The 13,613-nt window shown below is 43.3% G+C and carries 12 protein-coding genes; 8 read left to right on the forward strand and 4 right to left on the reverse strand.

Features of this window, described 5'->3' with window-relative positions:
- The first annotated feature begins 15 nt into the window (after nucleotides 1-15).
- From ACR65H_RS17010 to ACR65H_RS17035, 6 genes are all read left to right on the forward strand, one after another.
- Complete coding sequence (locus ACR65H_RS17010) at nucleotides 16-1,242, forward strand: DUF819 family protein (protein ID WP_440501936.1); 1,227 nt, start codon at nucleotides 16-18, stop codon at nucleotides 1,240-1,242.
- Between the two features lie 79 nt (nucleotides 1,243-1,321).
- Nucleotides 1,322-1,858 carry a helix-turn-helix domain-containing protein gene (locus ACR65H_RS17015; protein WP_440501938.1) on the forward strand — a complete coding sequence of 179 codons (537 nt, stop codon included), beginning with the start codon at nucleotides 1,322-1,324 and terminating at the stop codon, nucleotides 1,856-1,858.
- A gap of 136 nt (nucleotides 1,859-1,994) precedes the next feature.
- Nucleotides 1,995-2,894: an ABC transporter ATP-binding protein gene (locus ACR65H_RS17020; protein WP_440501939.1), complete on the forward strand. Its 900-nt coding sequence runs from the start codon at nucleotides 1,995-1,997 to the stop codon at nucleotides 2,892-2,894.
- The gene (locus ACR65H_RS17025; RefSeq protein ID WP_440501941.1) at nucleotides 2,895-3,632 is read left to right on the forward strand and encodes an ABC transporter permease; all 738 of its coding nucleotides are present in this window, start codon (nucleotides 2,895-2,897) and stop codon (nucleotides 3,630-3,632) included.
- A gap of 2 nt (nucleotides 3,633-3,634) precedes the next feature.
- Nucleotides 3,635-4,756: a sensor histidine kinase gene (locus ACR65H_RS17030; RefSeq protein ID WP_440501943.1), complete on the forward strand. Its 1,122-nt coding sequence runs from the start codon at nucleotides 3,635-3,637 to the stop codon at nucleotides 4,754-4,756.
- A complete protein-coding gene (locus ACR65H_RS17035; RefSeq protein WP_440501945.1) occupies nucleotides 4,753-5,355 on the forward strand; it encodes a response regulator in 603 nt (200 codons plus the stop codon). Before ACR65H_RS17030 ends, ACR65H_RS17035 begins: the two co-directional genes overlap by 4 nt.
- Before the next feature lie 62 nt (nucleotides 5,356-5,417).
- Here ACR65H_RS17035 and ACR65H_RS17040 read toward each other — a convergent pair whose 3' ends face one another.
- The 3 genes from ACR65H_RS17040 to yxzF form a co-directional block, all read right to left on the reverse strand.
- Nucleotides 5,418-9,896 (reverse strand): S8 family serine peptidase, encoded by a 4,479-nt coding sequence (locus ACR65H_RS17040; protein WP_440501947.1) that lies wholly within the window; start codon nucleotides 9,894-9,896, stop codon nucleotides 5,418-5,420.
- Between the two features lie 520 nt (nucleotides 9,897-10,416).
- Nucleotides 10,417-10,620 (reverse strand): YczO family protein, encoded by a 204-nt coding sequence (locus tag ACR65H_RS17045; protein WP_440501948.1) that lies wholly within the window; start codon nucleotides 10,618-10,620, stop codon nucleotides 10,417-10,419.
- A 92-nt stretch (nucleotides 10,621-10,712) separates the two neighbouring features.
- Entirely contained in the window at nucleotides 10,713-10,829 is a 117-nt protein-coding gene (gene yxzF, locus ACR65H_RS17050) for a small protein YxzF (RefSeq protein ID WP_495164287.1), read from the reverse strand.
- Between the two features lie 209 nt (nucleotides 10,830-11,038).
- On the opposite strand from yxzF, the gene ACR65H_RS17055 reads away from it, so the two are divergent.
- Together ACR65H_RS17055 and ACR65H_RS17060 are read left to right on the forward strand one after the other, a co-directional pair.
- On the forward strand, nucleotides 11,039-11,833 hold the full coding sequence (locus ACR65H_RS17055; RefSeq protein WP_440502027.1) for a 3D domain-containing protein: 795 nt from the start codon (nucleotides 11,039-11,041) through the stop codon (nucleotides 11,831-11,833).
- 108 nt (nucleotides 11,834-11,941) lie between these two features.
- The gene (locus ACR65H_RS17060; protein WP_440502029.1) at nucleotides 11,942-12,787 is read left to right on the forward strand and encodes an STAS domain-containing protein; all 846 of its coding nucleotides are present in this window, start codon (nucleotides 11,942-11,944) and stop codon (nucleotides 12,785-12,787) included.
- Nucleotides 12,788-12,841: 54 nt separating this feature from the next.
- Here the strand turns inward: ACR65H_RS17060 and ACR65H_RS17065 are convergent, their stop codons facing one another.
- Nucleotides 12,842-13,585 carry an arylamine N-acetyltransferase family protein gene (locus tag ACR65H_RS17065; protein WP_440501949.1) on the reverse strand — a complete coding sequence of 248 codons (744 nt, stop codon included), beginning with the start codon at nucleotides 13,583-13,585 and terminating at the stop codon, nucleotides 12,842-12,844.
- Nucleotides 13,586-13,613: the final 28 nt, after the last annotated feature.

Consider the following 13,613-nt stretch of genomic DNA (forward strand, 5'->3'; position numbering starts at 1 on the left):
ATGGGGGAATAAAAAATGGAGAAAACACTTATTCAACCAGATGATATGATCACCCTATGGGGGATTATCGTCGTTTGGGCAGCAGTCAGTATCTTTTTAGAACAACGATTTAGTTGGGCAAGTAAAATATCAGGCGCAATCATTGCCCTTGTTGGTGCAATTATTTTATCGAATACGGGTGTCATACCGACAGAATCACCTGTTTATGATGCCGTTTGGGCATTTATTATACCGCTTGCGATTCCATTATTGCTGTTTCACGTGAATTTTAAAAAGATCTGGCAGGAAAGTGGGCGTATGCTCATCATTTTCTTGCTTAGTTCCATCGGGACGGTTGCAGGGACAATCATTAGCTTCTTCTTATTGAAAGATCATATTCCTTATTTAGATAAAATCGGTGCGATGATGAGTGCTTCTTATGTTGGCGGCGGCGTCAACTTTGCGGCAATGGCAGGGAAGTTCGAGACGCCTGGTGAAATGGTCTCTGCAACAATTGTTGCAGATAATTTAATGATGGCAATGTATTTTGTTGTCCTCATGATCATACCTACGTTGGCGTTTTTCCGGAAGCGTTATTCCCATCCACATGTATTGGAAGTTGAAGCAGGGAAAGGAAAAAACGACGGAAAAACACTTGCGGAAAGCTTTTGGGCACGCAAAGATATTTCATTGAAGGATATGGCGTTATCCGTTGGGACAGCCTTCTTCCTCGTAATTGTTGCCTTTAAAATTGCAGCATTCTTAGACGGGATTATTCCTTCTGGTGAAGATGTGTCCTTCTTTATGAATTTATTGAATGGTTTATTCGGGGACAAATATTTAGTGTTAACGACAATAACATTTTTAGCACTTGCTTTGTTTCCTAAATACTTCGAAGGAATCAATGGAAGCCAAGAGATCGGTACATTGCTCATATACTTATTCTTCGTCGTTATTGGGGTACCGGCGTCAATTCCGTTAATCATTCAAAATGCGCCGCTTCTATTAGTCTTCGTTGCTATTATCGTCATCGTCAACATGGTCATTTCCCTCGTTGCAGGGAAGTTGCTGAAATATGACCTTGAAGACATTCTACTTGTGAGCAACGCTAACATTGGCGGACCGACAACGGCGGCGGCAATGGCGATTGCGAAAGGATGGAAAAACTTAATAGGTCCGATTTTAGTCGTCGGCACGATCGGTTACATTATCGGAAACTATATCGGTACGACATTAGGTTTATGGTTTGCAACACTTCTATAAAAGGGAAGCCTGGCACTGTAAGACTGCCAGGCTTTTTATATGGTAAAATGAATAAAAGAAGTTAAATGAGGCGGGTATTATGTTTGATGGTCAAAAAATTAGAAAACTGCGTACGGAACAAAATCTTTCATTGAAGGATCTCTCAGACAAATCAGGTGTCAGTGTAAGTATGATCAGTCAAATTGAACGGCGGAATACGGATCCTACGCTCACGACGCTTTATAAATTGTGTAAAGGACTCGATGTTTCTATTTCGACATTATTAGGCGCGGATGAACAAGCGTTGCAGCTTGTACGGAAAAACGAACGGAAATCAGTCAATTTCCCTAAGTCCAATTCGAAATACGAACTTCTCACTCCGATTAATGAAGGGTCTATAGAAATGATAATGATCCATTTGGAGCCTGGTCAAGAGGATCAGCAGCTTGTCGAGCATTCAGGCGAGGAATGCGGGTATGTCGTGAAAGGGGAAATGACAATTGTACTCGGAGATGAAGAGTATATACTGTACGAAGGCGACAGCATCCGCTTCAAAAGTACAACACCCCATCGTTTTTTCAACCACTCACAAGAAACCGCCATATCCGTATGGGCAATGACTGGAAGGGTGCTTTAATAGCAAAATGCGGGAGGACATCATTGGATGCCTCCCGTTTTTATTTTCATGACAAATGTCATCTCACCATATGACAGAGCATACTGAAAAAAGCTGCGCAAACCTCCTATGATAATTATAAGAGGAGTGTGAGCGCATGGAAACAATTGTTCAGATTAAAAATCTATCAAAGGAATTCAAAGGGAAAAAAGCGGTCGAGAATGTCTCGTTCTCCATTGAACCAGGTGAAGTCGTTGCGATTCTAGGCCCTAATGGGGCTGGAAAGAGTACGTCAATACTTATGATGCTCGGTTTGCTGCATCCGACGTCGGGTACAGTTTCGATTTTCAATAAACAGCCTCAAGATCAAAAAGTTCGTGAACGGATAGGAGTCATGCTCCAGCAAGTAAGCTTGATGGATGCATTAAAGGTGAAAGAGGTTCTCGCATTGTTTAGAAGCTATTATCCAAACCCGTTGTCGATGGAAGAGTTGATCCGATTGACTGGCTTGCAAGATAGTGAATTGAACAAACGGACAGAAAAATTATCAGGCGGGCAAAAGCGTCGCGTGAGCTTCGCACTTGCGATGGCTGGAAACCCCGATCTTGTATTTTTTGATGAACCAACTGTCGGGATGGACAGCACAGCAAGAAGAGAATTTTGGGCAAAAGTCCAGCAGCTTTCCAAAGCGGGGAAAACTGTATTATTTTCCACCCATTACTTGCAGGAGGCAGATGATGTAGCGACGCGCATCCTTTTATTCAATGAAGGTAAATTGATTGCAGACGGTTGTCCGTCAACGATTAAACAAAGTTTGCTGAAAAAGACGGTTTCTTTCAAGATCAAGGGAAATTTCCCGAAAGAGCAATTTCTCTCCATGAATCATATATCGGACGTTTACGAGGAAAAGGGAAGAATCGTCATTCAAACAGAGGACACCGATCATGTCCTATCATCGCTCTTCACTGGAGAATTGGCAGTTTCAGATATTTCCATTGATAAAGGGCGACTGGAAGATGCGTTTGAACAATTGACAGTCGAACAGGGGGTATCGTGAATGAAAATGCTATTAAATGAATGCAAAATAGAAATGATCCGGATTTTCCGCAATCCATATTTCGTCTTCTGGTCCTTGTTCATGCCAATTGTCTTCTATTTCATTTTCACGAAAGTCGTTAACACAGGTATAGATGATCAGGAATTATGGAACAAACATTTCCTTATGTCTATTGCAGTTTTCAGTGTCATGGGGAGCGCCATCATGACACTCGGCATCCGGATGGTGCAGGAAAGGAATGAAGGGTGGACGACGTGGATAAAAGTGACGCCGTTGCCTAGTTCAAGTTATTTCATATCAAAGATGATTGGTCAATCGGCAGTCCATCTTTTTTCGATAATCGTCATTTTCATGGCTGGGATTATCGTGAACGGCGTATCGATGTCCTTCGTGGAATGGTTGTCATGTGCTGCTTGGATATTGATAGCATCGTTCCCGTTTCTAGCGTTGGGCGTGCTTGTCGGTACGATGAAGCGGGTTGATACCGCTTCAGGAGTGAGCAATATTATATATTTAGCTTTGGCGATCACGGGAGGATTATGGATGCCGATGGAAATTTTGCCGAAGACGATTCAGCAAATCGGTTCTTGGCTGCCGGCGTACCATTATGGGAATGGCGCTTGGGGAATTATCCGAGGACATTTTCCGGAATTTATAAGTATTGTAATTTTAGCGTCCTACCTGCTTATATTCATGGTATTATCAATTTATATAAGAAGGAAACAGGAAGCGGTGTGAACGTGAAGAACTTTAGGTTGTTTCCAAAAAGATTTGGCTACATCCCTCATATTTTTTTAGTCTATTTGATACTGCCGCTCTATCAAGTGAACAAAGAAGTAGGAATGAAAGCGGTAATCGGCTATGGCCTATTGCTGCTTTTTTTCATTTCTTACCGGCAATGTTATCAGCCAATTGCACAAAAGAAATTTTACGCTTGGTTGTCAGTTCAAGTAGCGATTACTGTCATCTTCGTCGTCTTATATGATCCTTATAGCATATTTTTAGGGTTTTACACTTCAAACTTCATTGGCTGGATAAATGATAAAAAAAGATTTCGTAATGCCTTGAAAGTTTTTGTTAGTATCATTGGAGTATGTTCCGGATGGATTTGGTTTCAAACTGGGTTTGTAAGTTTTGTCTCCCTTTTGCCATTTTTAGTTGTTATCATTCTATCCCCATATGGTGTTCGGCATATGAATGAACGGATGGAATTGGAGAGCCAATTGAATGAAGCGAATGAACAGATTAAAACGCTCATCAAAAAAGAGGAGAGAGTAAGGATAGCCCGTGACTTGCATGATACATTAGGGCATACGCTGTCGCTTATCACATTGCAAAGTCAAGTCATCCAAAGAGTTGCGAGTGATCCTGAAAAGGTGAAGAAGGAGGCGAAAGAAATCGAGAAAACGTCTCGTTCCGCACTTCAACAAGTACGGGAACTTGTATCCGACATGCGGGTTAGCACAATCGAAGAGGAGCTCGCACATATGGAAAGAATTTTAGCGGCAGGCAATATTGAATTTCAGTGCGATGTTCTGGGGAGAGAAACAACAGAGCTCTCTCCACTCCAGCAAAATATTGCGGGGATGTGCTTGCGTGAAGCTTCGACAAATATCGTGAAGCATAGCAAAGCGACGCAATGCTCGGTAACTGTGCAGCAAGATTCGCATGGGTTTTCAATACGCATACATGATAATGGAACTGGAATAGGAAATCGTCCGTGGGGCAATGGGTTGAAAGGGATGTCCGAACGCCTTTCATTAGTAGAAGGGGAAATGAAAGTGGAGTCTGTAACGGGGACGGTTATAGAATTTTCAATTCCAATAGTTGTGAAGGCAAAGGAAGGGGCGGTTGCCTTATGATCCGAATTGTCATTGCTGAAGACCAGAGGATTTTAAGAGGGGCTTTAGGGACTCTTCTCGATTTTGAGGAAGATATGAAAGTTGTCGGCCAAGCTGAAAATGGGGAGCAGGCATTGCGGCTCGTCCGAGAATTGCGTCCTGACGTTTGTATATTAGATATTGAAATGCCGTTAAAAACCGGTCTCGAAGTTGCTGATGAATTAAGAGAATGCGGCTCTCCATGTAAAGTGATCATATTGACGACGTTTGCGAGGCCAGGCTTTTTCGAGAGGGCGATTAAAGCGAAGGTTCACGGCTATATGTTAAAGGATGGTTCAATCGATGATTTGGCAGCTGCTATTAGAAACGTCATGCAAGGGAAGAGGGAATTTGCAGCTGAACTGATCATGAATTCTTATCATGAGGATAATCCGTTGACGGAGCGGGAGCGGGAAGTGTTGCAGCTGTCGGCAGATGGAATGACGGCTAAAGAAATTGGATCAGCACTTTATTTATCCCCCGGGACAGTCCGCAATTATATGTCTGAAATTCTGCAGAAAGTGGAAGCGAAAAACAAAGTGGAAGCCATATCGATCTGTCGTGATAAAGGATGGATTTGAAAAAATAAAAAACGGGCTGCGGCTTTCATCGAGAATCCGATGATGAGCCACGCCCGTTTTGCTTATTCGGCCTGTTCAGCCATTTCTTCTGCTTCCACGCTTTCTTCAACTGCTCCTTCATCGTTGCCTTCAGTTGGCTCGACTTCATTCGTTTGCCCGATATTGATGAACAGTTTTCCGTCTGCGAGTTTTCTTCTTTCATTTCCAAAATCATCGACGACTTTCACTTCGACGCGTGCCCCGTCAGCAGTTACGCCTAATGGAACAGTCCAGTAGCCAACGTAATGGCCTGGTGATACTTCATGCATCGGCAATTCAGTCGCATTCGTCAAATCATTGCCTCCGACATTCGTAAGCGGCATGTGGATGAAGTATGTCGCAGTTAATCCAGGCTCGCTGTCGAATTCGAATTTGACGGATTTTCCAGTTACTAAATGGACATCTTTCGTCGGCGTCAAATTCGTGATTTCTGGAGCCGTATATTTTGCGGTGATTGAAACGGTTTGTGTCGTTTCGTTACCTGCAGCATCCGTTGCGATAACAGTAATTTCATTTGCACCGTTATCCAAAAGAATCCGCTTCGAGAACGTGCCATCTTGGCCAACAGTCGCTTGTTCACCATTTACAGTTACTGATTTCAAGTAGGCATCCATAACTGTACCTTCAACAGTGACCGTTTCACGATTTGTCGTTTCGCCGTTTTTCGGATTCGTAATTGTCAATTCCGGTTGCATCGTATCCAACGCAACTGTTACTGGCGCTGATGTTCCTGTTACGCGTCCGTCTAATAAAGCGACAGCTGTAAATTCATTTTCACCTTCTGTCAGAACTGTTTGGAAAGAGAATTTCCCGTCAGCACCGATGACAACAGAATCGACTTCTTCGCCGTTATTATGGAGTGCGATTGTCGTTGTTGGTGGTGCTGAACCTTCGATGACGATGTTTTCTTCATTCGTCACAGTGCCTGTTTCAGGAGACGTGATGACCGGCTCGAATACTTCATAGCTTACTCGTGCCCGAATCATATAGTTCCCTTCAGCAGCAGGTGCTGGCGACCAAGATCCGACCAACTGGTAACTTCTTTCCGCATTTGGTCCGTCCTCATCTGTTGCGAGGCCTGGCGCATACGGATTCGCTTCCGTTTGGATATACACCATATAGAAGTCGCCGTTTACAACGATATTGTGCTCCGTCAAATCAACGACTGTCCATTCTCCATTCCGTTTCGCTTGGGCATTGATTGGTCCTGCAATCTTTTGCCCCGGTGCTCCGTCAGCACCTGTAGCATCCCAAACTTCTACTGCAAATGCAGTTCCGCCTGGTACTGGCCATTCAGTGTCCCAGAATCGGAAAACACCTTCAGTGACAATTCCTGTTTCATTGCCTTCCGGTAAGGACATTTTCACGCCCCAACCATTGCCTGCATCGTAGAAAGCACGAGCATTTTCAGCAGTTCCGTCATCATATCCAATTTCACCGCCAGGATATGTGAAGAACGGCTCAAGTGCGAAATCTTGTGAAGGTTGGCCGCCGATATTGATGCTAGCCTCTTGTCCGTGATAACCGCGAGCGACTACTTTCAGCGTATAATTGCCCTCATATGCTGTGATTGCGAAATGGCCAGCTGCATCAGTCAACACAGGGGCGATGTTCGCATCTTCCACTAGAAGCAAAGTTGCGCCTTCAATCGGCTCACCTGTTGATTGGTCTGTTACAGTCCCGCTAATTGTTGCCTGTGGCATTTCCTCCAATGTGAAATTGGCATTTGTCGTTTCATCTGCATTGATTGTCACAGTTTGCGTTTTGGATTGGTATCCGTACGCTTCTGCTTGTGCAGTGAACGTTCCTGCGCCATGAGTCATCGTATATGATCCGTCAGCAGGGTTTGTATAGACGGAGCGATCTGTTTCAAGAATATTCACTTGTGCACCTAATGGAAGTAGGACAGGCGCTGCTTTGCCTTCTTCAACAGGAGGTGCTGGCTCTTCTTTCGGCATGACAGGTCTGATAGTTTTTGGGTCGACAGGTGTTTCAAGTGCGTCTTTTCCTTTTTCAATTAGATCGCCAGGATCTCTGTCTTTCGGTGGTTTTAAAGCTTGAGGAGCTTTGAGCTCAGTTTTTTCCATCAACTTATTTTTTGGTGCAAGAGAGATTGTGCCTGCTTGAGACTCAGTGCTTAAAGCTACGTCATCAATATACCAGCCTTCCCTCACTACGCTTCCATCGGAAAACGCATTGAATCCGATATAAACGCGCTGTCCGCTATATGCAGACAGATCCACTTCAGCGTCGATCCATCCTTGTGAAGCACCTTGAATCATGAGCAATTGCGTCCATTCTTCCATATCAGTGGAGATGAATACATGTCCATAATCCCAAGCTCTTCCGGAACTAGATTGCTCGAAATTATGCCATTGCTTGAATTGTAAATAAGATGCGCCTTCCGGAAGATCAACTGGAGGCATAACAAGAGTCGCATTCATGCTGCTTTCATACATGCCGGCTAAATTCGTTGCATACACATTTTCGCCAGAAGCTGCACTGCCTGGACCGGAAGTCGGTTTGCCCCATTCCCAGCTGTTTTTATTCCCAAATGAAGTCCATCCTACTGGCATTTGTTCAAAATCCTCAAAATAACCTGCAGTGATGCCAGGTTTTACGAGTACTGTGAATTCCTCACTAGATACTTCATTGTTGCCGAAATCGTTAATGACCCATTTATAAGTGAACGCATCACCGGAAATGAGATCTCCGGAAACTGTAACACCGTATTCGCCTGATAGGTAATCTCCCGATTTCCGTTCGGCTTTCAATGACTTCCATTGCCCGTCCGCATTTACATACTGCAACGTCACAGAAGAAACGCTAATATTATCCGTTACATTGATGCGTAAATCTAAATCCATGCCTGCGTACGTTTCATTTGGAGCGGAGTGTTCGAAGGCAGGCGGTTCGCTATCATCGCCTTGCTTCGTAACTTGGCCTTCGAGTTTTCCGAGTCCGCTTGCGATGGAAGAAACCGCTGCGTATGCATCTACAAGTCCATGCCCATACCCATGGTTAGGAGATGTCGGATACGCGCTATCTGTCAAAGGAGTTGCTGTGTTCAATAGAACTTGTTCCATGTCCTCGACAGTTATCGTAGCGTTCACTTGTCGAAGCAAAGCCGCTACGCCAGAAACGGCAGGGCCTGCCATAGATGTTCCATTCCAGCCGCCTTCATAGCGGCTGCCTGGTACAGATGAACGGATATTTACGCCGGGTGCGGAAATATCTGGTTTTATTTGGTCATAAGGTGAAGGTCCGCGAAGTGAAAAGCTTGCCACTTTATCATTGATGTCTGTGGCACCTGTTGCAAAGGATTCTGGATAGTTCGCTGGTGCAGCGACTGATCCAGGTCCGCCTGGGTTTGTAAGAGTCGTGTTGCCTGCAGAGAACTCAGGGAAGATTTCTGCCGCACGCCAGTTTCTAACGACATCACGGTACCATTCGTCAAGCCCTGCTCCTCCGCCCCAAGAATTATTAACGACATCCGGAGCCAAATCCACTCGCGCATTGCCATTTGCGTCTGTTGGAGCAAGAATCCATTGAGCCGCGGCCAATAAATCACGGTCTGTTCCACCATTAGCAGTGAATGCTTTAACAGCAATCCACTTCGCACCAGGTGCAACACCGATCTGGTTATTTCCATTCGGTTCGCTTCCAACCATCGTACCTGTCACGTGCGTTCCATGACCATGATCATCATATGGAGTTGTCCGTCCAGCAGTTGCGTCAAACCAGTTGAAGTCATGATTCACTTCACCTGTGACGGAGTTATACCCGCGATATTTCTCTTTTAATGCTGGGTGATCCCATTGGACGCCCGAATCAATGCTAGCAACGACTGTTCCAGATCCATCGATTCCCATGTCCCAAACTTGAGGTGCATTGACACGTTCAATGTTCCACTCGACATTTGCGAGCTGAGATTTCGGCGCATCTGCGTTCTCGACTACGGTTGTGTTCAATTGACGCGTTTCATTCGGAAGGACCTTTTCGACTTCTGCGAATGTGCCAATCGCTTCCGCTACTTCCTTTGTAGCCGTTACAGCCATGCCGTTAACGATGTAATAGGAAGTGATGTCCTTCGCTTTTCCTGCTTTCACTTGTTGTTCAAGATATTGTTTCACATTTTGCTGTGATTCTAGAGATGTCAATCTAAGCTCGGAGACGACAGCCGATCGAGTCATCATGACCGATTGCTTTCCAGAAAGGTTCGCTTGGCTTGCTTGCTGTTTTGCCGCCGCTGCCACCTGCTCCGTATCTGCTTGTTCTTTGAACTTGATCAAAAAGGTGACCATGCTATCGTCTTTAAAGTTTTCAAGTAATCGCTGGCTGACTTTTTCTTTTGCAATCTCATTCGAATCGCGCAATGAGTGATGCAGTTTCTTGTTTAGTCCCGTGCTTGCAGCCATCGCGGGCGTTATCAATGAAAATACCATCAAGAACGTTGCCGCGATGCTGAATAATCTCATCCGCTGACGTTTCCTCAATTCCATTCCTCCTTTTTGTTTTTGACCGTTCCCCTTATTAAGAGCCAACAAAAAACACCCTTTGCCCCCTTTCTGTTAAACGATAAGGTTCTCAATGGTGTCGGAATCTCCGTATCTGGCTGTCTAGCTAACATTATACATTTATTAAACTATAATTAAATACCAAATCATCTGATTAGTTAATAAATAATAATAAGTAACTAAATTGTCCAACATGAATAGGGAGTTTTATCACAGTTAAATAGTTTTCAATAAATGTCAAGTATTCTTTATAAATGCTTTGAAATAGAGTTTTTAAAGTGTTTTGAAGAAAGTAGGCATCAGAAAGGGGAATAGATGGAATAAGATAAAATAAGGTAGAAGACCTAAATGAGGGTTGAAATCGTATATTACTTATTTATAAAACATTTAATTTTAGGCATAAATTAATATGAAACTAGGGTGCTACAAATAGGGATTATGTTCGTGAAAATTTTCCCAAGTTCAGGAATTAAAAAGAAGCCGGCAATTTTCCGGCTTCTTTCATTTATGACTTCGGATGTTTATGGATTCTTTCCTTTCGTAAATCCTCTTTCATATCATCCAAATTAATCGTATCAACGGTTTGCATATCCTCATGCATGTCAAATAAACTTGTTCGGTCTGATGGAATCCCTTCAGGATGTTCTAAATAACGAAATTGGATCTCTTCCCGTTCGTCATTAGTAGCCTTCCGATTATCCTCTGCCATGGCAGTTGCCTCCTTATAACTGTTTCCTTATAGGATTAGCAAGCTGCATGAATCTATGCGTGCTTCAAATAGCGTTGCAAAAGCAAGCAAGTTCAACGTCTCCGTAAAGGAGCATTCGTCTTTTGTTTATTATCAATTATTTTGCGGACGATCGGATAAACGACCGGAGCCCATTTAATAGCTGTCTTAATAAGTCTTCCTATTTTCATGTCACTCGCCCCTTACTAACCATTTTCTATATTTTGCCCTCTCTACAGAGAATGTAAACCAAAATCTGCTTCTCCTATGACAGTCTCACTATGATACTCAACTTCTTGATTGTCATATTCCGAACTTTTGAAAAAGTATATGTTTGAATTTGAAAGATTTTGGACAGTACTGGGGGAAATTGTTATTGAGAGAGGAGCAATACTACTTGATTAAGATGAAAATGATTGTGCTAACCGCAATCATGACACTCTCATTCAGTGTCGTGACCGAAGCGGCTATATCTAGCGGGACGGAGCATGAAAAGGAGATAGGGCTTCCTTCCGAAGAAATTAGACCGAACCTTAGTGATATTCCGTTTATCGACATTTTGGAAAATACAATATCGTTGTTTTATCCGCCACTGGACTTGTTGAAGGAAGAAACTGTGACCTACAAGGTTGAAGAAGGAGATACGTTGTATCGCATTGCCTTGAATCATGGAATGACTTTGCAAGAATTGAAAAGTTTGAACGACTTGGAAGAGGATCTGATCTACCCGGGTGACGTATTGACGGTTAGTGAAGAAGATGGGGAAAATAATCTCGGAAATGCAGGGACGTTCAAAGTGGCTGCAGTCATATCGGAAAAGGCACCAGAAATTACTACTGAAACAAGTTTGGCACCGAAAGAACCGGCATTCAACGTCTCCGTTTCGAGTCCTCCAGAAAGTACGGGAGCAGAAATGACGGTGACTGCAACAGCTTATACAGCTTATTGTACAGGTTGCTCTGGAACGACAGCGTATGGTATTGATCTCCGTTCCAATCCAAATCAGAAAGTTATTGCAGTGGACCCATCAATAATCCCGCTTGGAACGAAAGTTTGGGTGGAAGGGTATGGGGAAGCAATTGCAGGAGATGTCGGCAGCGCAATAAAAGGACATAAAATTGACGTATTTATCCCTACCTATGAAAGCGCAATGGAGTGGGGCGTTAAAAAGGTGAAACTTAAAATCATAAAATGAATTCATACGTATTGGGGATTTTTCACTATAATTTCCCAATACGTATTTATTTTTTATGTTACAATAAAAAACAACAGGTTGTCGGTGGGAGGGTTAATAGTGAAAACTATGAATTGTGAGCTGTATGAATTCTTATTGGAACAAATAGACGCCATCACAGAGGAATGGCTGTTGGATCGTGAAGATAAGGAAGGTTCGATTTACTCGAAAGATGCCAGTGGCGGTTCGGTTCAAATGTTAAGAGAGCAAAACAGGCTAACAAACTTGACCGTTGCAAGCAGCCTCTTATTAGAAGTAGAGATGTTTGAAGAAAACAAGAAAAATTGGGCGTTAGTTGTCGCTGAGAGTAGGGTGAATAGCCGAACGCCAATCTATGAAGTTTTGGAAGCCCTTAGTAAGGCGCGTCAAGCGTTTTGGAAGTTTGTTGAGAGATTTGTCGAGAAGGAAGGGGAGAGGATTCTCCGTTCAGACATTATGAATTGGGGAATTGCCATCCATAAGGCGTTTGATGAAATGATGGTGGAGTTTTCAAATAGATACGATGAGCTTATGAACAAACGGTTAGTTGCTCAACAGAGCCTTATTGAAGAATTGAATGCACCTATTATTAAACTTGATTCATCAATTGGGATTTTACCGATCATCGGAGATATTGATACGACGCGGGTCCAATCCATTGTGGACTATGTACCGAATCGGTGTGTTGAGATTGACGTGACTCATCTATTCATCGATTTGTCGGGAGTTTCTATGATCGATACGATGGTAGCGAATCATATTTATCAGTTAATGGCGGTGCTCGATCTATTAGGTATTAAGGCGACGATGACAGGAATCCACCCTGTCATCGCTCAAACTTCGGTCCAGTTGGGCTTGGATTTTTCAAAAATCCAAACATATAGTTCATTGCAATTGGCCTTAAAAAAGAATTTCAGAAGTTTGGCCATCAATTAAATCGATAAAAAAAGAGCGATAAAGGGATGAAACCTTTGCCGTTCTTTTTTATTACTATATGTTGATACCGAATAAGTCTGAAAGAATTGCATCTTTTTCATTCTTGGAAAGAGGTGTTGTCTTGGAGGCACCATTTTCCGTAACGGTAAATTCATAGTCCTTTACTGTCATTCTGCCCTCAGCTGTTGCTTTTGTGACAATGTCGACATGCGTGAATGTCGATTCTCGGGAGACTTGATTGAAAACGCAGCCTTCATGGAAGTCAACAAGTTGTTTCATATTTGTAGAAAAGCGATAGAGCGGACGAGAATCGCCATTCCGGTTTCGTATCAGATCAAATAGCCCCTTGCCAACTTGCTCGACCGAGTAAGTTCCACTTACGTCAGTTTGCGGACTGCCGTTCAATGGAATTGGTAAGATTGTCGAGTCTCCAAATCCAACATCGACTAAGTACGGTTCATCCATCTGCACGAGGATGGCGGCATGTGTTTCGGGCTTGGCCCACCGTCCATTTGGACGATATACAGTGGCAGCAATTAGGGAAGCATCGTATCCAAGCTGTTCTAATAACCAATGGAACAGCCCGTTTAATTCATAACAATACCCGCCGCGATTCCGAAGAACGATTTTATCGTAAATCGAATGTAAATTTAAGTAAATCGGAACTCGGCGAATGACGTCGAGGTTTTCAAACGGTATTTTGGTCATATGTAAACGTTGTAGTTCCGACAATTGATGCAAGGAAGGTTTACTGTCGCTTGATGCGTGAAAACGATTGAGGTATTTTTCAATATCCATTCTATCGGCCTCCTAACGAATTAGTTAT

The organism is Sporosarcina sp. SAFN-015, from assembly GCF_059415085.1.